Genomic DNA, 25,501 nt, shown 5'->3' with positions numbered 1-25,501 from the left:
TCCAACAAAAGTGCGGTCGATTTCAACCGCACTTTTTGTTATAATCCCCCCAATTTTTTATCTCTCAAAATTGACTTAATTCTCATCAACTTATGACTACTCAAAAAGAATACGATTCGATAAATATTACCGTGTTAAAAGGGCTTGAGCCTGTTCAGGTTCGCCCCGGGATGTACACCGATACGCAGCGTCCGAACCATTTAGGACAAGAAGTGATTGATAACAGTGTGGATGAAGCGTTAGCGGGGTTTGCCACCAAAATTGAAGTGATTTTACATAAAGATCAATCGCTAGAAGTGATCGATAATGGGCGTGGCATGCCTGTGGATATGCACCCGACTGAAAAAATGTCCGGCGTGGAAGTGATTATGACGAAACTTCATGCCGGCGGTAAATTTTCGAATAAAAACTATGAGTTTGCCGGTGGTTTGCATGGCGTGGGGATTTCTGTGGTCAATGCCCTTTCCGAACGTGTGGATGTCACCGTAAAGCGTAACGGTCAGGTTTATCATATTGCCTTTGAAAACGGTCTTAAAGTGGAAGAATTAGAAGTGGTGGGGACTTGCGGTCGCCGTACCACAGGAACTGCGGTCAAATTTAAACCAAATCCAAAATATTTTGATAGCGATAAATTCTCTGTATCTCGCCTACGCCATTTGCTACGTGCAAAAGCAGTGCTTTGTTCAGGGCTGGAAATCAAATTTATCGATCACGTCAATGGCACAGAAGAAAGCTGGTTGTATCAAGACGGACTTTCGGATTATTTAATCGAAGCGGTCAGTGAATTCACTACGCTGCCCGAAACCCCATTTATCGGCAGCTTTAAAGGCTCAACGGAAGCGGTGGATTGGGCATTATTATGGTTGCCTGAAGGCGGTGATTTAATTGGGGAAAGCTATGTAAACTTAATCCCAACCATTCAAGGCGGAACCCATGTCAACGGCTTACGCAAAGGCTTAATTGACGCCATGATTGAATTCTGCGAATTCCAAAATTTATTACCTAAAGGGGTAAAATTAACGGCAGATGACTTGTGGGACCGTTGCGCCTACGTGTTATCACTCAAAATGCACGATGCTCAATTTGCAGGACAAACCAAAGAACGTTTGTCATCCCGTGAAAGTGCGGTTTTCGTCAGCGGCGTAGTGAAAGACGCTTTCAGTTTGTGGCTCAATAATAATATTGAACCTGCCAAGTTATTAGCCGAAATGGCGATCAGTTCTGCACAACGCCGTTTGCGTGCGTCTAAAAAAGTGGTGCGTAAAAAACTGACTTCAGGCCCTGCATTACCCGGAAAATTAGCCGACTGTTCACAGCAAGATCTTGAGCGGACAGAATTATTTCTGGTAGAAGGTGACTCGGCGGGCGGTTCAGCCAAACAAGCGCGCGACCGCGAATATCAAGCAATCTTGCCATTGCGCGGTAAAATTCTAAACACTTGGGAAGTTTCATCAGAGCAAGTACTGGCTTCTGAAGAAGTACACAACATTGCCGTAGCCCTAGGTATCGATCCGGACAGCAACGATCTAAGCCAGTTACGTTACGGAAAAGTCTGTATCCTTGCGGATGCGGATAGCGATGGATTGCATATCGCTACCCTACTTTGCGCCTTATTTTTACGCCATTTCCCGCAATTGGTCAAAGACGGACATGTTTATGTGGCAATGCCACCGCTCTATCGTATCGATTTAGGCAAAGAAGTCTATTACGCTTTAGATGAACACGAAAAAGAAGCCATTTTAGAACGCTTAAGCAGTAAACGTGGAAAACCGAATGTACAACGCTTTAAAGGTTTGGGTGAAATGAACCCAAGCCAATTACGAGAAACCACCATGGATCCAAGCACGCGCCGTTTGGTTCAATTAACCTATGAAGAGCCTATGGCTGATGAAAGTGCGGTAGAAAATTCAGATATTTTGATCAATGAAACCATTGAATTAATGGATATGTTGCTCAACAAAAAACGCGCAGAAGATCGTAAAAATTGGTTGCAAACAAAAGGTGATCAGGCAGATTTGGATTTGTAATATGAATAAAATGAAAAAAACAACACTTGCACTCTTATTAAGCATAACAACGCTATTCTCATACAGTGCTTTTGCCAATAGCGAAACAAACAAAACAATCGATAATTCAACCGCACTTTCAACGAAATTGCCGGTTATTGAAGCAGAATTGACTTTTGCGCCGAATGTTCCCAAACCCATTACACGCCAAGAACCTGCACGTGTTGTGGTGAAACTGGAAGCGATTGAAAAAGTCATGGATATCATTGATGGCACACAATTTAAATATTGGACATTCAATGGTGCAACGCCTGCGCCTTTTATTCGTGTACGTGAAGGCGATACCGTAGAAGTGCATTTGTCTAACCCTGCCAATTCTAAAATGGAACATAGCATTGATTTCCATTCTGCTGCGGCACCGGAAGGGGGTGCCATTGCAAGTAATACCAAACCAGGGCGTACTAGTGTATTTGCCTTTCAAGCCTTACAACCGGGATTATACCTTTACCACTGCGCCGCTTTCCCTGGTGCGGCAACTCATATCGGAAAAGGAATGTTTGGTTTGATGTTAGTAGAACCGAAAACAGGGTTGCCAAAAGCCGATAAAGAATTTTATATCGTACAAAATGAATTCTACACACAAGGGAGTTTTGGCGAAAAAGGCTTGCAAGTTTTTAGTATGGAAAAAGCAGGTTACGAACTTCCTGATTACGTGGTTTTCAATGGGCATTACGGTGCGCTAATGGGCGAAGATGCCTTAAAAGCTAAAGTTGGGGATAAAATTCGCTTTTTTATTGGTAATGCCGGTCCGAACAAAATTTCATCTTTTCACTTAATTGGCAAACCATTTGATACGGTTTATGTGGAAGGTGGAAGTTTGCAAAATCATAATGTACAAACAACCTTAATCCCTGCGGGTGGTGCCGTTATTACAGAAGCTACGATACAAGTTCCCGGGCAATACACTTTCCTTGACCACAGTATTTTCCGCGCTGAAAAAGGGGCAAAAGGAATGTTGATGGTAGAAGGGAAAGAAAACCCTGAAATTTACAGCGGCAAAATTAAAGACGAACCTTATGATAAACAAAACCCAGATGCGAATGTCGATGTGCATTTTCATTTGAAATAGTGGGTTTTCGCCCACAGGGCGACCTACTTTTACTTCGCTATGCTTGCACTATGTGCCGTTGCCTTTGGCAACGTTCAAAACACTCAGGCGCTCAGACAGGGCCCCTATTTGCCGCCTGAAAATTACTAAATTTGTAGAAAAATAAGTTTGTTTGAGCGAAGCGAGTTTACTTATTTTTCGTGAAGCAAATTTAGTGATTTTCAGGAAACAAGGCAAATCGGGGTTGCCTTTCTTTTTGCTTACTTTTTCTTTGGCAACGCAAAGAAAAAGTAAGTCGCACATCGTGCGAAAACCGATTTAAAGAAAAATACAATTTAAATAAAAAAATTAAAACATATGAACAACATCAACTACGAAGGCATCGAACAAATGCCATTACGCACTTTTACCGAAAGTGCTTATCTCAACTACTCCATGTACGTCATCATGGATCGGGCACTACCCTTTATTGGTGACGGTTTAAAGCCGGTTCAACGCCGTATTGTGTATGCCATGTCAGAATTAGGGCTCAATGCACAGGCGAAATATAAAAAATCCGCGCGTACAGTGGGGGATGTGTTAGGTAAATTCCACCCGCACGGCGACAGTGCTTGTTATGAAGCCATGGTATTAATGGCGCAGCCTTTCTCTTATCGCTATCCCTTAGTGGATGGGCAAGGAAACTGGGGCGCAGCAGATGATCCTAAATCTTTCGCAGCCATGCGTTATACGGAATCTCGTTTATCAAAAATTGCCGAAGTGCTGTTAAGTGAATTGGGACAAGGCACGGTGGATTATCAACCTAACTTTGACGGCACGTTAGAAGAACCGCAATATTTGCCTGCGCGTTTGCCGCATATTCTGCTAAACGGCACAACAGGGATTGCGGTCGGTATGGCAACAGATATTCCGCCCCATAATATCAATGAAGTAGCGGATGCGGCTGTGGCATTATTGGAAAATCCCCAAGCCGGCTTAGATGAGCTGTTGACCTATGTGCAAGGCCCTGACTACCCAACTGAAGCAGAAATCATTACGCCAAAATCGGAAATTCGTAAAATCTACGAGCAAGGTCGTGGCTCGATCAAAATGCGCGCTACTTGGAAAAAAGAAGATGGCGAAATCATCATCAGCGCGGTGCCGCATCAGGCTTCGCCAACCAAAATCCAACAGCAAATTGTTGAGCAAATGAATGCCAAAAAATTGCCGATGGTGGAAGATGTGCGTGATGAAGCGGATCAAGATAACCCGGTACGTATTGTGCTAGTTCCACGCTCAAATCGCGTAGATATTGATGCGCTGATGAATCATTTATTTGCTACGACCGATTTGGAAAAAAGCTACCGTATTAATATGAATATGATCGGTTTAGATCATAAACCTGCGGTAAAAGGCTTGGTACAAATTCTGACAGAATGGTTACAATTCCGCCGAATTACGGTCACTCGCCGTTTGCGTTATCGTTTAGAAAAAGTCTTGTCGCGTTTACATATTTTAGAAGGCTTGATGATCGCATTCTTAAATATTGACGAAGTCATTGAGATTATTCGTAACGAAGATGAACCGAAAAGCGTCTTAATGTCTCGCTTTAATTTAACCGATGAACAAGCGGAAGCCATTTTAAATTTACGCTTGCGCCATTTGGCAAAATTAGAAGAGCATGAATTACAAGCGGAAAAAGCCAAATTAGAAGAAGAACGTCAACATTTGGAAGAGATTTTAGGCTCTGAACGCCGCTTAAATACGCTGATCAAAAAAGAAATTCAGCAAGATGCTAAAACCTACGCCAGCCCACGCCGTTCGCCGATGGTGGAACGCGCAGAAGCTAAAGCAATTTCGGAAACGGAAATGATGCCGGCGGAACCGGTTACCGTAATTTTATCGGAAATGGGGTGGGTACGCTGTGCGAAAGGGCATGATATTGATGCACCAAATTTAAGCTATAAGGCGGGGGATAAATATCTCGCTCATGCTCACGGTAAGAGCAATCAACCCGCAGTCTTTATGGACAGCACAGGTCGTAGCTACGCCTTAGATCCATTAAGTTTACCGTCCGCACGCTCGCAAGGGGAACCCTTAACAGGAAAATTAACCTTACCGGCCGGCGCGTCCATTGAACAAGTTTTAATCGAAAATGAAAACCAAGCCTTATTAATGGCCTCCGATGCCGGCTATGGTTTTATCTGTAAATTTGAAGATTTAGTGGCGCGTAACAAGGCAGGTAAAGCCGTATTAAGCTTGCCTGAAAATGCGAAAGTTTTACCACCATTGATCATTTCCGATGAAAACGCCCTGCTAGTGGCATTAACTAAAGCAGGCAGAATGTTAATTTTCCCTGTGAAAGATTTACCGTCTTTATCTAAAGGGAAAGGCAATAAAATTATCAGTATTTCAGCCAATGACGCCAAAGCGCGGTTAGATTTTGTGGTGAAATTGTTATTAATTAACGAAAACGCAAGCTTAGTCTTCCATTCAGGCAAACGCAAAATTACGCTCAAGCCTGAAGATCTACAAAAATTCCGCGCCGAACGCGGACGCAAAGGCTCAAGCCTACCACGCGGCTTACATAGTGGTGTGGATATTGAAGTGGTTGAATAATCACGATCGGTAGGGTGAGCATCCTTGCCCACCGATAATGTAAATATGGAAAAAACCGCTGAAATACCTTATGGTTCGACAAGCTCACCAACCGGTATTTCCGCTTTTTGCAATTTGCTACGCCCCAAAATTCTCAAAAAATCCCACCGCACTTTTTAACTTATCGCCATAAAAAATCAATGGAATTCGGGTGCGTTGCCAAACGGGGACGCCTAATTTTTGCCACACTTTTTTAATATCACGATTAAGATCTTGTGCGTGCAACTTTACTGTGCCGGAATAACCAAAACGCACGGTGATTTTTTCAGCGGTCAATGGCAAGGTGGACTTAAATTCATGAGTTCCCACGCGCCAAAGTGCGGTTAAATTTTCTGCCGTTTTGAAAAGCTGCAAATCGCCTAAATAATCGGGCAATAACAAAATCTGCCCGATGCGTAATTCGGCACAAAAGTCAGAGACATCAGAGAGCGTTGGCACAAGGTAAAGTTTATTTTGATAACGTCTGATGGTTTTGTCTAACAACACATACTGTGGATTGGCATCCACTTTAGCCAAAATAACATCCTTTAATAAAACAGCCAAAGGTTGCTCGCCTAACAAGGGTTCACCCAGTTTTTCCAGCCACATTCTTAATAATGCATTTTGTTTATTCGCGCTATATTGGGCAAAATGTGAAATCTCAAAAGTGCGGTCATTTTCGTTGTAGCGTTGAGCAAACTCATCCGCAAGCAATTCATTTAACAGCTGCTGTTGGTTATAACAAAGCTGTGCAGTAGTTTGCACCGCGTGGTCGAAAAACGCCCAACGTTCGCGCAATGGCGGCAACACTTGATTGCGCAAAAAATTACGCTCATAACGATTATCCGCATTACTTTCATCTTCAATCCAAGCTAATTTTTCCCCTCGCACAAAACTTTCCAAACGCGTTTTTGAGCAATGTAACAATGGGCGAAAAATAGGCATCGAAAAAAGTTCAGTTTCCATTTGCATGGCACTTAAGCCTTTCACTCCACTCCCCCGCTTCAAAGCAAGAAAAAAGGTTTCCGTTTGATCTTGCAAATGATGCGCTGTAACGACAACTTCATTTGGCAAACGCGCTTCAGAAATCGCCTGATAACGGGCTTCGCGCGCCCCTTGTTCGATCCCTCTTTTTTTGTTTATGCTCACTTTTTTCGTGATCAACGGAATATTAAGCTGACGGCAAATTTGTTGGCAATGTGCCAGCCATTGATCTGCGTTGGGGCTTAAGCCGTGATGAATATGAATGGCGCGCAACTGTAAGTGCGGTTGGGTTTCGCGCGATTTTGCAAAAAGAGAAAGCAAGGCGGTGGAATCTAATCCACCGCTAAAAGCAATAAGATAATGCTGATGATTTAATTTGGATTGAAATTCGTTGAATAAGCTCATTGGGACTCAATCTACGCCACTTTCTCCGCGCTAAATTGCGCTTTCGGGTTCATAATGGCGTGGCGTGCTTCGATGAGTTGTAACTCGTATGACCCCAAGTTGTAGGTAATTTCCATCACTTCGTTGACCGCATTGCCCATTTGTTCAAAGGCTTCCAACTCTGATTTGCCGTTCAATAAATTGGCTAAGAAAAGCCCTGCGGTTAAATCGCCAACGCCCACAGGATCTTTGGCAAATTGGTACAACGGACGGCTTAATAACCACACGCCGTTTTCTGTCCCCAGCAACATATCAAAAGCCCCTTGATATTTGCTCGCTGAACCAAGGTGTTTTACCACCACCATTTTCGGGCCTTTGGTCAATAAATGTTGAACCGCTTGAACCGCTTGTTCAAAGTGGGTTACGTCCAAGCCGGAAAGTTGTTGTAATTCAAAGAGATTCGGCGTAATGATGTCCGCGTGCGGTAAAGCCACTTCAATTAATTTTTCGCGTACGCCTGCCGCCACAACACAGCCTTTTTCTTCATTCCCCATCACAGGATCGCAAAGATAAACGGCGTTAGGATTTCGCGCTTTAACTTGATGAAATGCTTTAATAATTTCATCCACTTGATCAGGTGAACCAATGTAGCCCGACACCACCGCATCACAATGTTTTAATGCGCCAATGGCGTCAATCCCGTTCACAATTTCAGGAATTTGTTGGTGCGGAATCACCATTCCTGTCCACTTGCCGTATTGGGTATGGTTTGAGAATTGCACGGTATTTAATGCCCATACATCAATCCCATTCAATTGCATAGGAAAGGTCGCAGACTTATTTCCTGCATAGCCAAATACTACATGTGATTGAATTGAAAGAACGTTTTTCATTGGTTACCTCCTGTTATTAATATAAAAATGAGAATAACAAAAGTGCGGTTAAAAATAACCGCACTTTTATCCGTTGTGAGAGATTAACAATAACCGTAAGACATTAAACGCTGATAACGGCGTTCAAGCAAAGCGGACTGATCTAAGCCATCTAATTCCGCTAAATCTGCACTCAAACGGGCTTTTAAGTTTTTCGCCATTTCCGCATAATTACGGTGTGCGCCGCCTAATGGTTCTGGCACAATATTATCAATTAAATTCAATTCTTTTAAACGCTCTGCGGTTAAGCCCATGACTTCCGCTGCCGTTGACGCCTTTTCAGCACTTTTCCAAAGAATAGACGCACAGCCTTCAGGAGAAATCACCGAATAAGTGGAATATTGCAACATATTCACTTTATCGCCCACACCGATTGCCAACGCACCGCCTGAGCCACCTTCGCCAATGACAGTACAAATCACAGGCACACTTAATTTCGCCATTTCACGCAAGTTACGTGCGATGGCTTCCGCTTGTCCACGTTCTTCTGCGCCGACCCCCGGATACGCCCCCGGGGTATCAATAAAGGTGATAATCGGCAATTTAAAACGCTCAGCCATTTCCATTAAACGCAATGCTTTACGATAGCCTTCAGGTGCCGGCATCCCGAAATTACGCATCACTTTTTCTTTGGTCGTACGACCTTTTTGGTGACCAATCACCATCACAGGGCGACCATCTAAACGCGCCAAGCCACCCACAATGGCTTTATCATCCGCAAAAGCGCGGTCGCCCGCAAGCTCGTCAAACTCTGTAAAAATATGTTCAATATAATCCAAGGTGTAAGGACGATTTGGATGACGCGCCATACGTGAAATCTGCCACGCATCTAAATTGGCAAAGGTTTTTTTCGTCAACTCTGCACTTTTCTTTTGTAAGCGTTTGATTTCATCATCTAAATCAATTTTACCGTCTGTTTCAGACACAGAACGCAATGATTCGATTTTTGCTTCAAGTTCAGCAATCGGTAATTCAAAATCTAAATATTCTTGACTCATCTTTAATCCTAAAAATTGAGAGTAAAACGAACCGCACTTTCACAATCTACGTTGCTAGGCGCGTAAATTTTCGCTGTATTCTATGCTTTTTCACAGAAAATTGCAGTAATTTTTCAGCATTTTTGATTAAACCAACTCACATAATCAAACTGGTCGTAGTACTTTTTGCCCAAACAACCGGAATATTCATATAAATCCCCAACTTGGTAATCTTGTTCAAAGCCCTTAATGTAACATGCTGATTTAATATCGGGATAGGGTTTATGTACAAACACTACTTTATGCGCATAAGGCAAGGCATCAAAAGCGCGCAAATCTGCTTCCGTAAACCCATCACGCGCCGTCATCATCACAAAAACATTATCCCAATTAATCCGCGCCGAACGCTGCTGCCATTTTTCTCGCGCATCTTGTTCTGAATGATAATGGACAAAATACAGCCAAATATCATCCAACTTAGCCACAGGATAGCCTTTATCCGATTCCACAAAAAATAATTCTTGCGCTTGATAATGCCGGGGTTGTTGCAAATATTTAATGAAATCCGCAGGATCCAAATAAAGATTGACGAACGGCGAACGGAACGCCTCGCCTAAGTCATGCAAAATTAACGCGCCATTGCAATTACTTGAAATCACTGACATTTGGTGATTTTTCAATTTTGCACGCAAACGCTTATTGATCCATTGTCGACAATATTTATTTGATAATTTTTTGATTAAGCTAAACATCATTTATCCCTTAAAATTTGGCGTATTTTACGTGATTTACATCATATTGCCAAAATCAATCTTACTTCTAACTATTGATTATTTTTTTGAAAGTTTTAAACTAAAAAAGTTCTCAACGGGGTGCTTTAACTTTAAGGCTGAGAAAATACCCGTAGAACCTGAACCGAGTAATATCAGCGTAGGGATTTGAGAAACGGAAAATTTATACAAATTTGACCGCACTTGAATTCCTTTAACTTGTTTAAAGGATTTTTTTATGTCTAAAACACGCTTAATTTTAACCGCACTTTCTGCGTTATCTACCAGTGCATTTGCCGCACAATCTGTCAATGTTTACACCGAAGAATTCTTTGGTGCAGACTGGGGACCGGGCTTAGAAATCAAAAACGTATTTGAAAAAGCCAACCCGCAATGTCAAATTCACTATACGGTTTTTGAACAAACCAGCACCTTGCTCAACCGCTTACGTCTTGAAAAAAATAAAACGCAAGCCGATTTGGTATTAGGTTTGCACGAGCAACAACTGGAAGCTGCCGAAAAAACAGGCTTATTTGAGAAAATTAATTTTGATTTCAATCAATTAGACTTGCCCGAAAGTTGGAAAAATCCCTATTTTATTCCCTATGAATTTGGGCAATTTGCCTTTATTTATGACAAAACCAAACTGACTAATCCCCCAAAATCTTTGCAGGAATTAGTAGAGCGTCAAGATTTGCGTGTGATTTATCAGGATCCACGCACAAGCAGTATGGGGCGCGGTTTGGTGGCTTGGATGAACCTGGTTTTTGGTGAAAACCAAATTCAGCAAGCCTGGGAAAAACTGGCAAAACATACGGTGACCGTGGGCAAAGGTTGGACAGAAACCTATGGTGCCTTTTTAAAAGGCGAAGCGGATTTAGTCTTGAGCCATAACACATCGCCGCTTTATCACTTATTGAAAGAACAAAAAGATCACTATGCCGCGACCCAATTTACGGAAGGGGCAATCTATCAATACACCACCGCGGCCAAAATAGCGCATCGAAACAACGCTTGCGCGGATCGTTTTCTGCAATTCATTTTCACCCCGGAAGCACAAAAAATTATCACACCGAAAAACGTGATGCTATCCGCCATTTCCGCGGAAATTGAACCGCACTTTGACGCCTTAAAGCAAAGCCAAAAAGCCAGCAAAACTCTCGATAGCAGCCGCGTGACCGAAAGCGCATTGAAAAGTTGGATCGCCACTTGGCAACAGGTTTTGTCGAAATAAATGATGGCTTTTTCTACCGCACTATCTCGCTTAACCGCTCTCCGCCCACGTCATTATTTGGGCGGAATTGCAGTATTAAGCCTCATTTTTGCCCTTTATGGCGCGTCACTAAATGCGGTTTTGACTTCAGGCGAAAGCATTTTATGGCAAGAATGGTGGCAAGATCCCTATTTTCATCAGGTGCTTTTATTCAGCCTTGGACAGGCGTTTCTCAGCGCAAGCCTTTCCATTGTCATTGGTTTGCTCTTTGCCCGCGCCTTTTTCTACCAATCCTTCAGAGGTAAAGCCTTTTTACTACGCCTGTTTTCAGTCACCTTTGTATTACCTTCTTTGGTCGCCGTTTTTGGCATTTTAGGCATCTACGGTGCATCCGGTTGGCTAGCCAAACTGTGCGCTTACTGGCAATGGGATTGGCGACCGAATATCTACGGTTTAACCGGCATTCTCATCGCCCATTTATTTTTTAACATTCCCCTTGCCGCACGAATGTTCCTGCAAAGTTTTTATGCCATTCCCAACCAACAACGCCAACTCGCCGCACAATTGAATATCCGCGGTTGGCAATTTATTCGTTGGTTAGAACTCCCCTACTTGCGTCAGCAATTGCTGCCGAGCTTTGTGCTCATTTTTATGCTGTGCTTCACCAGCTTTGCCATTGTTCTTGTTTTAGGCGGTGGCCCGAAATTTACCACCATCGAAGTCGCCATTTACCAAGCGATCATTTTTGATTTTGACCTTTCCAAAGCGGCATTTTTCGCCTTGCTACAATGCGTTTTTTGCTTAACCTTATTTGCTTTAAGTGCAATTTTCAGCAAATTGCCCGAAACCCATTTAGATTTCCACGCATTATGGCTGCCGAAACAATCAAGTGCGGTCAAATATTGGCAGTTTTTTTGTTTAATGGTGGTCAGTATTTTTATTTTATTGCCTTTATGCAACGTTATCGTCAATGCAATCAGTGCAGACAGCTTCTTGACCGCGTGGCAAAATCCACAACTGTGGCAGGCAATGGGCTATTCCTTTACCATCGCGCCCCTTTCTGCCTTGGTTTCAGTCATTTTTGCCACCGCACTTTTGCAATTTTCCCGTCAACTCCATTGGCTCTATTTCCCGTACCTTGCTCATGGTTTGGTGAATAGCAGTATGATCGTCTTAAGTATTCCCATGCTGGTGCTTGCTATTGGGCTTTATGTCTTATTGCAAGATATCCATTTTAATCGTTGGCATTTATTTGGCGTTTTAGTGTTCTGCAATGCCTTATCTGCCTTGCCTTTTGTGGTGCGCATCCTTGCGGTTCCGATGAACCAAAATATGCAATATTACGAAAAACTCTGTCAATCTCTTGGTATGCAAGGTTGGTCACGCTTTCGATTGATTGAATGGCACAATTTAGCCAAACCGATGCAATATGCCTTTGCCTTAGCCTGCGCCTTATCTCTCGGGGACTTTACCGCTATTGCTTTATTTGGCAACCAAGACTTTAGCTCTTTGCCTTATTTGCTTTACCAGCAACTGGGTAGCTATCGCGGTGATGAAGCCGCGGTCACCGCATTCATCCTAATGCTGGTGTGTTTGGGTTTATTTTTTATGGTAGAAAAACAACGTGATTAAACTGAACCAACTTCAATTTCAATATAAAGACATGCAAATGCACTTTGATTTGCAGGTTAAAGCACAAGAAAAAATTGCCATTATCGGCGCAAGCGGCGCGGGGAAAAGCACCTTGCTCAATTTAATCGCGGGCTTTGAACAAGGTCACGCAGGGGAAATTTGGCTTAATGGTGAAAATCACACCCAAACCGAACCGCACTTGCGCCCTGTTTCGATGTTATTTCAAGACAACAATCTATTTCCCCATTTGACAGTGGAACAAAATTTGGGGTTAGGTATCCACCCAAGTTTAAAGCTCAATCATGACGAAAAACAACGGGTACAACAAGTAGCAAGTGCGGTGGGTTTACAGGCATTTTTAAACCGAAAACCCACCGCACTTTCAGGCGGACAAAAACAACGCGTGGCAATTGCCCGTTGTTTACTGCGCGATAAACCGATTTTATTGCTTGACGAACCCTTCTCGGCGCTCGATCCCCACTTACGCCAAGAAATGTTAAATTTAATTGATGGATTATGCACAGAAAAAAAATTAACATTATTACTCGTAACCCATCAACCTAGTGAATTAGCGGAAAGATTTGATCGGATTATTTGTGTTGAAAATGGGAAAATTAAAAGCTAATTTCGTCATATCAGCGTACAACAGGCAACAAAAAAGCCACACTACAAAATAGTGTGGCTCTTTTCACAATAAATTAAGAATTATAATTTATCCGCATTTTGTTTTAAGTATTTCGCAACGCCTTCCGGGTTGTCTTTCATACCTTCTTTACCTTTTTCCCATTGTGCCGGGCAAACTTCACCGTGTTCTTCATGGAATTGTAACGCATCAACCATACGTAACATTTCATCGATGTTACGACCTAATGGTAAATCGTTAACCACTTGGTGACGCACGATACCGTTTTTGTCGATTAAGAATGACGCACGTAATGCCACGCCTGCTTCCGGGTGTTCAATACCGTATGCTTGTGCGATTTCGTGTTTAACGTCTGCCGCTAATGCATATTGAACTTTACCGATACCGCCGTTTTCAGTTGCAGTATTACGCCACGCGTTGTGTGTGAATTGAGAGTCGATTGACACACCAACCACTTCTACACCACGTTTTTTGAATTCCTCATAACGGTGGTCGAATGCGATTAATTCAGATGGGCAAACGAAAGTAAAATCTAATGGGTAGAAGAAAATTACTGCTGCTTTCCCTGCGATGTGTTGTTTAAAGTTGAAGTTATCAACGATTTCGCCATTACCTAAAACTGCTGCCGATGTAAAATCCGGTGCCGGACGAGTGACTAATACCATAATTGTTCTCCTAATAAAAAGGTGGTTGAAAAAAACTTTTGCACAGAAGTGAATTCAAGTGCAAAATTAACGCTGAAAATTCTATGTAAATCCACCGCACTTTGGTAGTTGATTTTATCTATTATTTTAATCTATTTTTCCTAACAGGACGTAATATGCAAAAAAAACACTCTCTTGCCACCACTTTAGTTCACGCAGGACGCCATAAACGCGTTACCCAAGGTTCCGTAAATCCTGTGCTTCAACGCGCGTCTTCCTTGGTGTTCGAAAACCTTGCTCATAAAAAAGAAGCCACCATTAACCGCGCCAAACAAGCCTTATTTTACGGTCGCCGCGGCACACTGACCCATTTTGCCTTACAAGATTTAATGACCGAAATGGAAAACGGTGCCGGTTGTTATCTATACCCTTGTGGCGCAGCCGCCGTCACCAACGCTATTTTAGCCTTTGTCCAATCAGGCGATCATGTATTGATGACCGGGGCGGCTTATGAACCCACACAAGATTTTTGTAATACAATCTTAAGTAAAATGGGGATTACCACAACTTATTACGATCCATTAATTGGCGCACAAATAAAAGATCTCATTCAACCCAATACCAAAGTATTATTCTTAGAAAGCCCAAGCTCATTAACCATGGAAGTACAAGATGTCCCGGCTATGGTCAAAGCTGCGCGTGAAGTAAACCCTGAAATCGTCATTATGATCGACAACACTTGGGCGGGCGGTATTTTATTTAAAGCCTTAGATTACGGCGTGGATATTTCTATTCAAGCCGGCACAAAATACTTGGTAGGGCATTCCGATGCGATGATTGGCACTGCGGTTTCTAACGCCCGTTGTTGGGATCAACTACGCGAAAATTCTTATTTAATGGGACAAATGGTAGATGCCGACACCGCTTACACCACCGCGCGCGGTATTCGTTCTCTTGCTGTACGTTTCAAACAACACACCGAAAGCAGCATCAAAGTCGCCAAATGGCTTGCACAGCGTCCCGAAGTTAAAGCTGTTTACCATCCTGCGCTACCAAGTTGTCCGGGTCATGAATTTTTTACCCGTGATTTCAGCGGTTCCGCAGGGTTATTCTCATTTGAGTTAAAAGAGAAACTTAGCCACGACAAACTTTCTGCCTTTATGGATCATTTTGAACTTTTCACCATGGCATATTCTTGGGGCGGTTATGAAAGTTTGATTTTGTACACTCAACCCGAAGAACTTAAACGAATTCGCCCGAATATTGACCGCACTTTAACAGGAACCTTAATCCGTGTGCATATTGGTTTTGAAGATACCGATGAATTAATCGCGGATCTTGAAGCCGGGTTTGAGCGGTTGAAGTAAAGAAATAAAAAAAACACCGCATGATCGCTGTGCGGTGTTAAATTTCTCTTTCAAACAATAAAAATTAAGCTATCGCCTGTATTCCCTTGGTTTGCGCAAGCGTTAATAATTTTAATGCCGCTCCACTTGGTTTTTTCACCCCACGCTCCCAATCAGAAACAAGATTTTTACTCACATTCAAATAGTTAGCGAATACTGTTTGTGAGAAATGGGCTTTTTGACGAATTTGGCGAATTTCATCACCACTTAGCGGTTGAATAGGTGTTAAACAGCTGCGATCAAATTTTGACATTGTTTGTTTATCTAAAAAACCTGCTTCGTATAAATCTGCCGCATGAGCATGTAACATTTCGGTAAGTTCACTATGATATTTCATTCTTTAACTCCTTAAATTATTTGGGTAGCGTAATTTCAATGAGAATCCCTTGTTTAACTAGTGCATTGATTTGCTCTTCTCTGTAGGTTTCATAAACCTTAGCAAGTAGTTTTAGTGCATTTTCTTCTTGTTCAGAAATATTTTCCCTGTCACTTTTTTCAATAGCCGCTACAAAATAGCTATTGTTGTTAATTCGATAAAGAATAAGAGAACGATAGCCTGAAGATTTTCCCTGCCCCTGTTTAGCAATACGCTGTTTAATGACATTCCCCCCTAAATTCGCGTCAATTAAACCTTGATTCGCCCGTTCTACCGCATCAATAAGATCCTCGTCCATAATTTGTTTTTTCTTCGCAAATTTGGCAAAAGTTTTCGTTTTAAATATTCGCATTCACCACCTATCATCTTTAGTGTGATATTAGCACAAATTTTAACGGTTAAAAATAAAAAAGTGCGGTCAAATTACCGCACTCAGATTGCTGACAAAGTTCATCTTTGAGAAATAACCTAGCACGAGCCGTGCTATTTACAAAGAACTAACCGCCAATAAGAAAGCTTATTTATTTGTTTCTAAAAGTTGTTTCACACCAGTATCATTAATAAACTTATCATATCCTGCACCAATCATTCTGTATATTTGATTTGTAATCATCATTTGCGGATTTGATTCAAATTTTGATACTGTCACCCTTTTAGGAGAATAATCTCTGTCCCATAGAACTGAATTATTTTTCATTAATTTATAATTAATCGTATAAATAAAATCTACACTATAACCTAAATCATCCATCTTAAATTGTTTCACATTACCTAAAAGCTTTAAATTTCCTGTGCCGATATTAATGCCAGTAAGTTGCAATTCTTTTGCTGTAATTTGCTTCACAATTTCAGCTACGCTTCTATCAAGATAGATTGTTCCTACAGCAGTATTTTCCAGCTGACTTTCTTTTAGACGGCCTTGTTGTGCTGGTTCATATGTAAAATCACCAAGAAGAATAGAAGAATCGACCTTTGTATAATTCTGAGATTGGTAACTCTGAAGTTGATTGCTGATGTTTAAAGTACCTGAACAACCAACTAAACCAACAGCGGTAATAGCAATTAATAATAATTTTTTCATTTGTAGATCCTTATAAAAGAGTGAGTTAAAAAAGCTATTTAATTGTACAAAAAAAAAACAAAATGCAATCAAGATTTAATCGATTGCGTTTTATCTATTTGACTAAAAAACAACCTAGATTGAGAGAAAAAAAACAACATTTGACACGCTTCCCCCTTGTTTCTATCATACTTCGTATTTTTATCTCTATTATTGGGACTATTTTGTCCCCATCCCGAATAAATCAGGACAGGCATAAAGCCTGTCCCTACGAGAATAGGAAACCCTATGCAACACAACCGAATTGAACAATTAAAAACCGCCCTTGCACAACGTATCTTGATTTTAGACGGTGCGATGGGGACGATGATCCAGCAATTTAAACTGACCGAAGCGGATTTCCGTGGAGAGCGTTTTAAAAATTCTAGCGTGGATCTGCGTGGTAACAACGATCTGCTTACCCTAACCCAACCTTTAGTGATTTCCTCTATTCACGAAAAATACCTTGAAGCTGGGGCGGATATTATTGAAACCAATACGTTCAGTTCCACCACCATTGCACAGGCGGATTACGACTTACAAGCGGTGGCTTATGAGCTAAATTTTGCAGGGGCAAAACTGGCTCGCTTTGCGGCGGATAAGTACAGCACACCTGAAAAACCACGTTTTGTGGCAGGTATTCTCGGTCCAACTAACCGCACCGCCTCGATTTCGCCAAATGTGAACGATCCGGGGTTTCGTAACATTACCTTTATGGAATTAGTCGATGCCTATGCGGAGGCTACTCGTGGCCTAATTGAAGGCGGTTCGGACATCATTATGATCGAAACCATCTTCGATACCTTGAACGCCAAAGCCGCTGCCTTTGCCATTGACCAAGTATTTGAAGAACTGGGCGTGGAACTGCCGATTATGATTTCGGGGACGATTACCGATGCCTCTGGGCGTACCCTTTCGGGGCAAACCACCGAAGCTTTTTACAACTCGCTCCGCCACGCGAAACCGCTCAGTTTTGGTTTGAACTGTGCCTTAGGGCCGAAAGAGTTGCGCCCTTATGTGGAAGTAATGTCGAAAATCTGTGAAACCTATGTGTCTGTTCACCCGAATGCAGGCTTGCCGAATGCCTTTGGCGGCTACGATTTGGGGGCGGAAGAGATGGCGGCTCACATCAAAGAGTGGGCGGAAAGCGGTTTCTTAAATATCGTGGGCGGTTGTTGCGGTACTACGCCTGAACATATCAAAGCCTTTGCGGACGTTGTGGCTGGAATTAAACCGCGTGCCTTGCCTGAAATCAAAACCGCAATGCGTTTGTCTGGGCTTGAGCCGTTAAACATTGATGATGAAAGCCTGTTTGTGAACGTGGGCGAACGCAATAACGTAACAGGTTCGGCGAAGTTTAAGCGTTTGATTAAAGAAGAGAAATTTAGCGAAGCCATTGAAATTGCTATCGATCAGGTGGAAAACGGTGCGCAAGTGATTGACGTGAATATGGACGAAGCCTTGCTCGACTCGCAAAAATGTATGACCCGTTTCCTTAACATTATGGCGACCGAACCTGATGCGGCAAAAGTGCCAGTGATGATTGACTCGTCCAAGTGGGAAGTGATTGAGGCTGGCTTGCAATCGGTGCAAGGCAAAGGGATCGTGAACTCCATTTCCCTCAAAGAAGGCGAAGAAAAATTTATCCACCAAGCAAAACTGGTTCGCCGTTATGGTGCAGCGGTGGTCGTGATGGCATTTGACGAAGTGGGGCAAGCGGACACCGAAGAACGCAAGGTAGAAATCTGTACTCGTGCTTACGATATTTTGGTTAATCAAGTGGGCTTTCCGCCTGAAGATATTATTTTCGACCCGAACATTTTTGCCATCGGTACGGGGATTGAAGAACACAATAACTACGGCGTGGACTTTATCAATGCCACAGGTCGCATTAAGCGTAGCCTGCCGCACGCCAAAATTTCGGGCGGTGTGTCGAATGTGTCCTTCTCCTTCCGTGGTAATAATGTGATGCGTGAGGCTATTCACGCCGTGTTCCTTTACCACGCTATCAAGCAGGGAATGGATATGGGGATCGTGAACGCTGGGCAACTGGCGATTTATGACGATCTCGATCCGGAATTGCGTGATGTGATTGAAGATGCGGTGCTAAATCGCCGTCCTGATGCGACTGATCGCCTGTTAGATATTGCAGAAAAATACCGAAATGTGACCGCTAGTAACAATGAAGATAGCGGCGTTGCCGAATGGCGTACTTGGGCGGTGGAAGAGCGTCTGAAACACGCCCTCGTGAAAGGGATCACCAACTATATTATTGAAGATACCGAAGAAGCACGCCAAAAATTCCCGACACCGCTCGAAGTGATCGAAGGACCGCTAATGGACGGTATGGACGTGGTGGGCGATTTGTTCGGTGACGGCAAAATGTTCCTACCGCAAGTGGTGAAATCCGCTCGCGTGATGAAGCAGTCGGTTGCCTACTTAGAACCGTTTATCAACGCCACCAAGCAAAAAGGATCGTCCAGCGGTAAAGTGGTCATCGCTACCGTAAAAGGCGACGTGCACGACATCGGTAAAAATATTGTGAGCGTGGTGTTGCAATGTAATAATTTTGAAGTGATCGACTTAGGCGTAATGGTGCCTGCGGATAAAATCATTCAAACGGCGATTGACGAAAAGGCGGACATCATCGGCTTAAGCGGTTTGATCACGCCGTCTCTTGACGAAATGGAATACTTCTTAGGCGAAATGAACCGCTTGAATTTGAATATTCCTGTCATTATCGGCGGTGCAACCACCTCCAAAGAGCATACAGCGATTAAACTTTATCCGAAATATAAGCACGAAGTGATTTACACCACCAATGCCTCTCGTGCGGTAACAGTTTGTGCGGCATTGATGAATCCTGACACTAAAGCGGAACTGTGGGAACGAATGAAGAAAGAGTACGAGCAAATTCAAGAGGCTTTTGCCAACAAAAAAGCGCCACGCAAGCAGTTGCCGATTGAAGAGGCACGCAAAAACGCTTTCGATGCGTTCAGTGGCGAATGGGCGAATTACCAAGTGCCAACGCCAAAACAAACTGGCATTGTGGAGTATAAAAACGTACCGATTGCGACCTTACGGAAATTTATCGACTGGTCGCCGTTCTTCCGTTTATGGGGCTTAATGGGCGGTTATCCTGATGCCTTTGACTACCCTGAAGGCGGCGAAGAAGCCCGCCGAGTGTGGAACGATGCGCAAAAAGTGTTGGACGAATTAGAACAAAATCACAAGCTCAACCCAAGCGGCATTATGGGTATTTTCCCAGCCAACAGTGTGGGCGATGATATTGAAATCTATCAAAATGCTGACCGCACTTTAGTGGCAGGCAAAGTCTATAACCTCCGCCAACAAAGCGAACGTGGCAGAAACAGCAAAAGCCCGTACAACCTCTGCTTGAGCGACTTTATCGCAAGCAAAGCCAGCGGCAAACAGGACTGGTTCGGAATGTTCGCCGTTTGTGCAGGGATTGAAGAACACGATTTAGTGGAAGGCTACAAAGCCGCAGGGGACGACTACAACGCCATCTTGCTGCAAGCGGTCGGCGACCGTTTAGCCGAAGCAATGGCGGAATACTTGCACTTTGAACTGCGCACCAAAGTCTGGGGCTACACGGACGAAACCTTAGACAACGACCGCCTAATCCGTGAAGAATACATCGGCATCCGCCCTGCTCCAGGCTACCCAAGTTGCCCTGAACACACGGAAAAACAGATCATCTGGGATTTACTGGAAGTGGAACAACGCATCGGAATGAAACTTACCGAAAGCTACGCAATGTGGCCTGCGGCAAGTGTCTGCGGCTGGTATTTCACCCACCCTGCGAGTAATTATTTTACGTTAGGGCGTATTGATGAAGATCAGGCAGTCGATTATGCGAAACGCAAGGGGTGGAATGAGAGAGAGATGGTGAAGTGGTTGGGTGTGGCGATGAAGTAGATTTTCTCACAACTAATAATTAAATAGGTTGCTATACAAATTTAAACCTATAGCAACCGTGTAATTGATATTTACTAAAATACATCTTCTATATCAATAGAATCATTTACTTCTTCGGGGTCATTACTGTAATAATATTTATCTTTATGTAATTGAAAGAAACTTCCAGCAACTAAGCAAGAAAGAGATATATTAACTATATCATCTTCATCTAGATTTATATCAATTACTCTTCCAAAAATGGTAAGTAATTTATTACCCATCATTGAATCATATTTTGAAGAAGAACTTGCACAATAATATGGGTCATAAACAAATTTTATTTTGATACCTTTCTTTTTATAGTATGCTTCTTTTTTTTCACTATCAATATTCTTAAAATAGAATCGTCCTTGAAACGCTATATTCTGCCCTGATTTAATTATACCTTTTAATATATTAATTTCTCTATCCAGAAATGGGGTTATATCAAGGAATTTCATACCATTTATTATATTGTAAACTATAGAGTTCAGATATTGGACAGCTAAAGAACCATCTCCAAAATCAGTAAAGTGAGATGGTTTTGCTAGCTCCTGCATTTTTCTCATATCCAAAAAGTTATCGTAATCAATCATTTCCTTTTTAGATAATTGTTTAAAAACATTTGATTCCGTATTAATATATTCAGGATTGCTAGTTACAAAGTCACGAATTCTTGTAATATTAAACCAATCCCATCTTGCACAACTTGCTTGAGAAAGAGTCAAAAGATAGGTTGTATCTTCTATTAAGCACTGTTCTTCCCACGATTTTTTTAATTCAAGCAATTCAGAAGGAGTTATATTTTTTGCAATTTCACTTTTTGAGTGAACTTTTGAATGACAATTCAAACATAAGACAACTAAATTCTCCTCAGAATGGTCCTTAGAAACAGACCATGGTTTAATATGATGAATTATAATTGGGTTATTCATATTTCTACATATAACACAGCAATATTTGGATTTTATAAGAACCTGAATTGATGTTTTTGACGGAATGGGCGATCTAGCTGTTTTAGCTATACTCTCTATTTGTGTATCAGACAACCCCAACCCCTTTAACTCAGATATATTTTTACTTTGAAGTTCAGATAAGGTGAAATTTGATGATAATGAATCTGCCAAATCGCTTGGAATCCCCCTTGATAATAGAGCGACATTAGTTTTTTTACTCATATATAATTCCTTATTATAAAATATAAAAAATTATCTCTTCTTTTCACATCCATTTCAATATCCTATGACTCTCGTCTTTAATGAATGTCAAAGCACTTGTCATAGATGAGATCTACTATATAGTTCTATTTATACAATCAAAACTCCCTATTCTCTCCGCAAGAACTCGCACTAGCCAGTGTGTTAATTCCCTAGAGCTTACGTCCTAGGTTAAGCATAATATCGTACCGCTGGCACGAAAACCTAACTTGCTCCAGCGGAGCAACATTATGCGTACCCCACGACATGAGCCGTGGGCAATTCAGCTATTCGGAATTTCCGAATAACTTTAATCATCAAGTTACCGTGAAAACCTCGATAACTGATACAAATTAACTTAATTGTAATTTTTAAAGCGATTTTAACCGCTTGTAGACTATTCCTGTATTTTCTATTTTGCAATCTCCATCGAAAAATCCCTTATTTCCATTCGACAAAACCACGATAAGCGGTTACATTTACCCAAAATATTGCACAACGGAAAAACAGAATGACTAAAGATCCTTTTGAAGAATATATCCGCCATATTGAAGCGGATAAAAAGGAAAAGAGCTATGCTTGGCAAACGGCAATCGGGCTGCAAGAAGTTGATGGATTAAAACCATCTCAATATTTGATCAGCACTGCGATTAAAAATATTGAGGGTGAGATTTCCATTGATACGGCAGAACAATGGATTAGCCAATATTATGAAGAAAATCCGCCATTAACCAGCGAAAATCGTATAGAAGAAGCGGACAAAGTTTCGGTGCGTATTGCGAAATTGCTGTCGGAGCCTGCTTTTTCGTTTAATGCCAATCAATATTTAGCCATTCATAAATATCTGTTTAAAGATATTTATTCTCACGCAGGGCAAATTCGTACTTATAACATTACTAAAAAAGAGTGGGTGTTAGAGGGCGAAACGGTAGTCTATGGTATGGCATCTGAATTGAAAAATACCTTGGAATACGATTTATCGCAGGAGAAAAATTTTAGTTATCGAGGGCTTTCTCTTGAAGAAATTATGACACATCTAGCCACATTTATTGCACGTTTATGGCAAATTCATGTCTTTGAGGAGGGTAATACTCGCACTACCGCCGTGTTTTTTATTAAGTATTTAAAAACATTAGGCTTTAATGTTACAAATGATATTTTTGCCGAAAATGCGTGGTATTTCCGCAATGCGTTAGTACGAGCAAATTATAATAATCTCGCCAAAGGGGTTTATGAAACCAATGAATACTTGCTTTTATTTCTGCGTAATTTGTTATTAGGCGAAAACAATCTACTAAGTAATCGTCAGTTGCATATTAATAGCGGTCAATCCCTTGAAAAACAGGATATTGAAAAACAAAAACAGGACATTGAACACAAAAAACAAGACATTGAGCAAAATCCTGACGAAAAAACAAAACATTCAGAAAAAACACAGAAACATATCACCGCACTTTCTCAGATTTTAGCTAATCGTATTTTTTCACGAATAGATGTAGTTAATACACTTCATCTCTCCGCATCTGCGTCATCGGAATTAATTAAGAAAATGTTAGAAATTAAAGTCATTGAAAAAGTCGCAGGGCAAGGTAAAGGGAAATATCGATTTCGATAAATAACTAAAACAAGATATTAAATATGCACACACCCCACATCTACATCGGCACGGGCGATTGCACGGTCGCAATCCCTATTGGTGGAAAGCCCAATCGGCACAAGAACGCCACGATTATCGTTATAACGAAACCGAATTACAACAACTGGCGACATTGTTAAATCAGCGAAAAGCGGAATTTGATCAGCTTTATCTTTATTTTCAAAACACCACCAATAGCCATTCGTTCTACAATATCGAAAGTTTGAAAGGCTATTTGGCGAACTATGGATTTAAAGTAAAAGAGACGCCTAAGTTTTTGAGTGGACAGCAAAGTTTGTTTTAAGCTACTATAATCGCTAAGTTTTTCTACTTTTCTCGGAATTTTTATGATGAACAAATTAAAACTGGTTCTATTAACTTCAACCCTTGCTGCTCTATTTGCTTGTACACCAAAGCAAACTACTCCTGTTAAAACAGGCTATTTGAAAAATGAGATAAGCCAAGCCGAATTACAAAATGCGGCAAACTATAAGCGTTACTATTACTCTTGTACAAATTTTGAAACAGGTTCTGAGTCTTATTTATCGACTTACTTCCCGCTTTCAAAAGAAAGCCGTAAAAAAGATAACTTTGGTATCTATTTCCAATTAGATGGCGGAAAGGTCTTCCCATTTGATCATATTGAAAACAAAGCCCTCAATGCCCAAGCAACACGTTTTGAGGTCTTTTATCGTTCGTATAATCCTATTCAGGGGAGCTATATTGATTTAATCGCCCGTGAAAATAGCTCAACCTATTACAAATATCAGAATGGAACTCGAACACCTTGGTTAGAATGCCGAGAAGGTTAATCGTAAAAAGTAATCCCATAGAAAAACCTATGGGATTGTTATTGTAAACAAGCGGTTATTTTTGCTAAACATTTTGCAAAACCTAAAATAATCCTTTATCAAATGAGCCTTGCACACTCAAAAATTTCAGCTATCATAGCGCAGCAAAATTTTAGCTATACTTTTTTTGGAATATGATAATGAATAAATTTAAACTGATTTTAATGACATTGACCCTTACTCTACTTTTTGCTTGTACGCATAAAGCCAAAACTACGAAAACGACAAAAAAAGGGTATTTAAAAGAAAATATTAGCCTAGCGGAATTATCCAATCCTGCTCTGTATAAACGTTACTATTATCGCTGTCGAAATTTTGAAACCGGTGCTTATTCCTTGTTGTCAGCTTACTTTCCATTATCTCGAGAAAGTCGAATGAAAGAGAATTTTGGTATTTATTTTCAGCTGGATGGTGGCAAAGCGGAACCCTTTGATCATATTGAAAACCGCACTCTTAATGCTCGAGGTAGTCGATTTGAAGTGATTTATCGTTCATATAACCCAATTCAGGGCAGTTATATTGATTTGATTGCACGTCAAAACAGTTCGATTTATTACAAAAATCACCTAGGAAAACGCACACGTTGGCTGGAATGTCGTGAAGGATAATAGCACGAACCTAGGATTTGTTTATAACTATCAACAGATCCTAGGTTGTTGAAAGAGGGTTTTATTAGGACAAAATGCCTTAACCACCGGCTAATTTAACTTTAAAGTCTTTCTGCTCTAACAACTGCTTTAACAAGTCGCGCTTATCACCTTGAATTTCGATATTGCCTTCTTTCACCGAACCGCCACAACCACAGCGTTTTTTTAATTCTGCTGCGAGTTTTTTGAGTTCATCATCAGACAAATCCAATCCCGAGATTAAACTCACGCCGGCGCCTTTGCGACCGCTTGTTTGTTTTTGAATACGTACAATGCCATCGCCTTTGGGACGCTGTACTTTTTCTTCTGTCGGCTTAATTCTGCCTAATTCTGTAGAGTAAACAAGGTTATTCATAATCAAAAGTGCGGTAAAAATTTATGCTATTTTAAAAGATAGGGGTAAATTTATCATTTACCCCGG

Annotated in this window: 21 protein-coding genes, 1 pseudogene and 1 riboswitch; of the genes and pseudogenes, 12 read left to right on the top strand and 10 right to left on the bottom strand. The window is 41.5% G+C overall.

Going from position 1 to position 25,501, the window contains the following annotated elements; all coding sequences use genetic code 11:
* Positions 1 to 92 precede the first annotated feature (92 nt).
* From parE to parC, 3 genes are all read left to right on the top strand, one after another.
* Positions 93 to 2,027 carry a DNA topoisomerase IV subunit B gene (gene parE, locus E7T07_RS03490; protein ID WP_135709529.1) on the top strand — a complete coding sequence of 645 codons (1,935 nt, stop codon included), beginning with the start codon at positions 93 to 95 and terminating at the stop codon, positions 2,025 to 2,027.
* A 10-nt stretch (positions 2,028 to 2,037) separates the two neighbouring features.
* Complete coding sequence (gene nirK / locus E7T07_RS03485) at positions 2,038 to 3,135, top strand: copper-containing nitrite reductase (protein ID WP_135709528.1); 1,098 nt, start codon at positions 2,038 to 2,040, stop codon at positions 3,133 to 3,135.
* A 336-nt stretch (positions 3,136 to 3,471) separates the two neighbouring features.
* Entirely contained in the window at positions 3,472 to 5,712 is a 2,241-nt protein-coding gene (gene parC / locus E7T07_RS03475) for a DNA topoisomerase IV subunit A (protein WP_135709526.1), read from the top strand.
* A gap of 117 nt (positions 5,713 to 5,829) precedes the next feature.
* Here the strand turns inward: parC and tilS are convergent, their stop codons facing one another.
* The 4 genes from tilS to E7T07_RS03455 form a co-directional block, all read right to left on the bottom strand.
* Entirely contained in the window at positions 5,830 to 7,119 is a 1,290-nt protein-coding gene (gene tilS / locus E7T07_RS03470) for a tRNA lysidine(34) synthetase TilS (RefSeq protein ID WP_135709525.1), read from the bottom strand.
* A gap of 11 nt (positions 7,120 to 7,130) precedes the next feature.
* Positions 7,131 to 7,991 carry a pyridoxal kinase PdxY gene (gene pdxY, locus E7T07_RS03465; protein ID WP_135709524.1) on the bottom strand — a complete coding sequence of 287 codons (861 nt, stop codon included), beginning with the start codon at positions 7,989 to 7,991 and terminating at the stop codon, positions 7,131 to 7,133.
* A gap of 83 nt (positions 7,992 to 8,074) precedes the next feature.
* On the bottom strand, positions 8,075 to 9,028 hold the full coding sequence (accA, locus tag E7T07_RS03460) for an acetyl-CoA carboxylase carboxyl transferase subunit alpha (RefSeq protein ID WP_135709523.1): 954 nt from the start codon (positions 9,026 to 9,028) through the stop codon (positions 8,075 to 8,077).
* Positions 9,029 to 9,141: 113 nt separating this feature from the next.
* Positions 9,142 to 9,759, bottom strand: coding sequence for a DUF1919 domain-containing protein (locus E7T07_RS03455; protein WP_135709522.1), 618 nt, complete (start codon positions 9,757 to 9,759; stop codon positions 9,142 to 9,144).
* A 106-nt stretch (positions 9,760 to 9,865) separates the two neighbouring features.
* Positions 9,866 to 9,962: riboswitch (TPP riboswitch) on the top strand.
* 53 nt (positions 9,963 to 10,015) lie between these two features.
* Here E7T07_RS03455 and thiB point away from each other — a divergent pair.
* Genes thiB through thiQ form a run of 3 tightly spaced genes read left to right on the top strand, consistent with a single transcriptional unit; the run spans position 10,016 to position 13,247 of the window.
* Positions 10,016 to 11,011 (top strand): thiamine ABC transporter substrate binding subunit, encoded by a 996-nt coding sequence (thiB, locus tag E7T07_RS03450; RefSeq protein WP_135709521.1) that lies wholly within the window; start codon positions 10,016 to 10,018, stop codon positions 11,009 to 11,011.
* A complete protein-coding gene (gene thiP / locus E7T07_RS03445) occupies positions 11,012 to 12,622 on the top strand; it encodes a thiamine/thiamine pyrophosphate ABC transporter permease ThiP (RefSeq protein ID WP_210403507.1) in 1,611 nt (536 codons plus the stop codon). It abuts the gene before it with no gap.
* On the top strand, positions 12,615 to 13,247 hold the full coding sequence (gene thiQ / locus E7T07_RS03440; RefSeq protein ID WP_135709520.1) for a thiamine ABC transporter ATP-binding protein: 633 nt from the start codon (positions 12,615 to 12,617) through the stop codon (positions 13,245 to 13,247). Before thiP ends, thiQ begins: the two co-directional genes overlap by 8 nt.
* An 80-nt stretch (positions 13,248 to 13,327) precedes the next feature.
* Here the strand turns inward: thiQ and E7T07_RS03435 are convergent, their stop codons facing one another.
* Positions 13,328 to 13,930 carry a peroxiredoxin C gene (locus E7T07_RS03435; RefSeq protein WP_135709519.1) on the bottom strand — a complete coding sequence of 201 codons (603 nt, stop codon included), beginning with the start codon at positions 13,928 to 13,930 and terminating at the stop codon, positions 13,328 to 13,330.
* Positions 13,931 to 14,085: 155 nt separating this feature from the next.
* Between E7T07_RS03435 and metC the strand changes: the two genes are divergently transcribed.
* Positions 14,086 to 15,276 (top strand): cystathionine beta-lyase, encoded by a 1,191-nt coding sequence (metC, locus tag E7T07_RS03430; RefSeq protein WP_135709518.1) that lies wholly within the window; start codon positions 14,086 to 14,088, stop codon positions 15,274 to 15,276.
* Positions 15,277 to 15,340: 64 nt separating this feature from the next.
* Here metC and E7T07_RS03425 read toward each other — a convergent pair whose 3' ends face one another.
* The 3 genes from E7T07_RS03425 to E7T07_RS03415 all read right to left on the bottom strand — a co-directional run bounded on the left by E7T07_RS03425 (position 15,341) and on the right by E7T07_RS03415 (position 16,772).
* On the bottom strand, positions 15,341 to 15,652 hold the full coding sequence (locus E7T07_RS03425) for a helix-turn-helix domain-containing protein (RefSeq protein WP_135709517.1): 312 nt from the start codon (positions 15,650 to 15,652) through the stop codon (positions 15,341 to 15,343).
* Positions 15,653 to 15,668: 16 nt separating this feature from the next.
* Entirely contained in the window at positions 15,669 to 16,043 is a 375-nt protein-coding gene (locus E7T07_RS03420; RefSeq protein WP_135709516.1) for a type II toxin-antitoxin system RelE/ParE family toxin, read from the bottom strand.
* A 165-nt stretch (positions 16,044 to 16,208) separates the two neighbouring features.
* Positions 16,209 to 16,772 carry an integron protein cassette protein gene (locus tag E7T07_RS03415; protein WP_135709515.1) on the bottom strand — a complete coding sequence of 188 codons (564 nt, stop codon included), beginning with the start codon at positions 16,770 to 16,772 and terminating at the stop codon, positions 16,209 to 16,211.
* A gap of 267 nt (positions 16,773 to 17,039) precedes the next feature.
* Between E7T07_RS03415 and metH the strand changes: the two genes are divergently transcribed.
* Positions 17,040 to 20,729 carry a methionine synthase gene (gene metH, locus E7T07_RS03410; RefSeq protein WP_135709514.1) on the top strand — a complete coding sequence of 1,230 codons (3,690 nt, stop codon included), beginning with the start codon at positions 17,040 to 17,042 and terminating at the stop codon, positions 20,727 to 20,729.
* A gap of 74 nt (positions 20,730 to 20,803) precedes the next feature.
* Here metH and E7T07_RS03405 read toward each other — a convergent pair whose 3' ends face one another.
* Positions 20,804 to 21,928, bottom strand: coding sequence for an HNH endonuclease (locus tag E7T07_RS03405; RefSeq protein ID WP_135709513.1), 1,125 nt, complete (start codon positions 21,926 to 21,928; stop codon positions 20,804 to 20,806).
* A gap of 529 nt (positions 21,929 to 22,457) precedes the next feature.
* Here E7T07_RS03405 and E7T07_RS03400 point away from each other — a divergent pair.
* The 4 genes and pseudogenes from E7T07_RS03400 to E7T07_RS03385 all read left to right on the top strand — a co-directional run bounded on the left by E7T07_RS03400 (position 22,458) and on the right by E7T07_RS03385 (position 25,041).
* Positions 22,458 to 23,561 (top strand): Fic family protein, encoded by a 1,104-nt coding sequence (locus E7T07_RS03400; protein WP_135709512.1) that lies wholly within the window; start codon positions 22,458 to 22,460, stop codon positions 23,559 to 23,561.
* Between the two features lie 55 nt (positions 23,562 to 23,616).
* Positions 23,617 to 23,886: pseudogene (locus tag E7T07_RS03395) on the top strand (DUF72 domain-containing protein); the annotation flags it as partial.
* A gap of 46 nt (positions 23,887 to 23,932) precedes the next feature.
* Entirely contained in the window at positions 23,933 to 24,394 is a 462-nt protein-coding gene (locus E7T07_RS03390; protein WP_135709579.1) for a hypothetical protein, read from the top strand.
* Positions 24,395 to 24,573: 179 nt separating this feature from the next.
* A complete protein-coding gene (locus tag E7T07_RS03385; protein WP_135709511.1) occupies positions 24,574 to 25,041 on the top strand; it encodes a hypothetical protein in 468 nt (155 codons plus the stop codon).
* 79 nt (positions 25,042 to 25,120) lie between these two features.
* Here the strand turns inward: E7T07_RS03385 and yciH are convergent, their stop codons facing one another.
* Positions 25,121 to 25,435, bottom strand: a complete 315-nt coding sequence (yciH, locus tag E7T07_RS03380; protein ID WP_425455029.1) for a stress response translation initiation inhibitor YciH — start codon at positions 25,433 to 25,435, stop codon at positions 25,121 to 25,123.
* Positions 25,436 to 25,501: the final 66 nt, after the last annotated feature.

It is taken from the genome of Actinobacillus porcinus, assembly GCF_901764995.1.
GTDB classification, from domain to species: domain Bacteria; phylum Pseudomonadota; class Gammaproteobacteria; order Enterobacterales; family Pasteurellaceae; genus Exercitatus; species Exercitatus porcinus.
Note: the sequence above shows the minus strand (reverse complement) of the source record. Positions and strands in the feature narration are given on the sequence as shown.

Bases quoted from the DNA above. Each gene is read 5' to 3' on its own strand.
- metH (WP_135709514.1), top strand. From the start codon at position 17,040: ATGCAACACAACCGAATTGAACAATTAAAAACCGCCCTTGCACAACGT.
- metC (WP_135709518.1), top strand. From the start codon at position 14,086: ATGCAAAAAAAACACTCTCTTGCCACCACTTTAGTTCACGCAGGACGC.
- thiP (WP_210403507.1), top strand. From the start codon at position 11,012: ATGATGGCTTTTTCTACCGCACTATCTCGCTTAACCGCTCTCCGCCCA.
- E7T07_RS03455 (WP_135709522.1), bottom strand. From the start codon at position 9,759: ATGTTTAGCTTAATCAAAAAATTATCAAATAAATATTGTCGACAATGG.
- pdxY (WP_135709524.1), bottom strand. From the start codon at position 7,991: ATGAAAAACGTTCTTTCAATTCAATCACATGTAGTATTTGGCTATGCA.
- E7T07_RS03420 (WP_135709516.1), bottom strand. From the start codon at position 16,043: ATGCGAATATTTAAAACGAAAACTTTTGCCAAATTTGCGAAGAAAAAA.
- E7T07_RS03385 (WP_135709511.1), top strand. From the start codon at position 24,574: ATGAATAAATTTAAACTGATTTTAATGACATTGACCCTTACTCTACTT.
- E7T07_RS03415 (WP_135709515.1), bottom strand. From the start codon at position 16,772: ATGAAAAAATTATTATTAATTGCTATTACCGCTGTTGGTTTAGTTGGT.
- E7T07_RS03435 (WP_135709519.1), bottom strand. From the start codon at position 13,930: ATGGTATTAGTCACTCGTCCGGCACCGGATTTTACATCGGCAGCAGTT.
- nirK (WP_135709528.1), top strand. From the start codon at position 2,038: ATGAAAAAAACAACACTTGCACTCTTATTAAGCATAACAACGCTATTC.
- E7T07_RS03405 (WP_135709513.1), bottom strand. From the start codon at position 21,928: ATGAGTAAAAAAACTAATGTCGCTCTATTATCAAGGGGGATTCCAAGC.
- E7T07_RS03400 (WP_135709512.1), top strand. From the start codon at position 22,458: ATGACTAAAGATCCTTTTGAAGAATATATCCGCCATATTGAAGCGGAT.
- tilS (WP_135709525.1), bottom strand. From the start codon at position 7,119: ATGAGCTTATTCAACGAATTTCAATCCAAATTAAATCATCAGCATTAT.
- yciH (WP_425455029.1), bottom strand. From the start codon at position 25,435: ATGAATAACCTTGTTTACTCTACAGAATTAGGCAGAATTAAGCCGACA.
- parE (WP_135709529.1), top strand. From the start codon at position 93: ATGACTACTCAAAAAGAATACGATTCGATAAATATTACCGTGTTAAAA.
- parC (WP_135709526.1), top strand. From the start codon at position 3,472: ATGAACAACATCAACTACGAAGGCATCGAACAAATGCCATTACGCACT.
- thiB (WP_135709521.1), top strand. From the start codon at position 10,016: ATGTCTAAAACACGCTTAATTTTAACCGCACTTTCTGCGTTATCTACC.
- accA (WP_135709523.1), bottom strand. From the start codon at position 9,028: ATGAGTCAAGAATATTTAGATTTTGAATTACCGATTGCTGAACTTGAA.
- E7T07_RS03390 (WP_135709579.1), top strand. From the start codon at position 23,933: ATGAACAAATTAAAACTGGTTCTATTAACTTCAACCCTTGCTGCTCTA.
- E7T07_RS03425 (WP_135709517.1), bottom strand. From the start codon at position 15,652: ATGAAATATCATAGTGAACTTACCGAAATGTTACATGCTCATGCGGCA.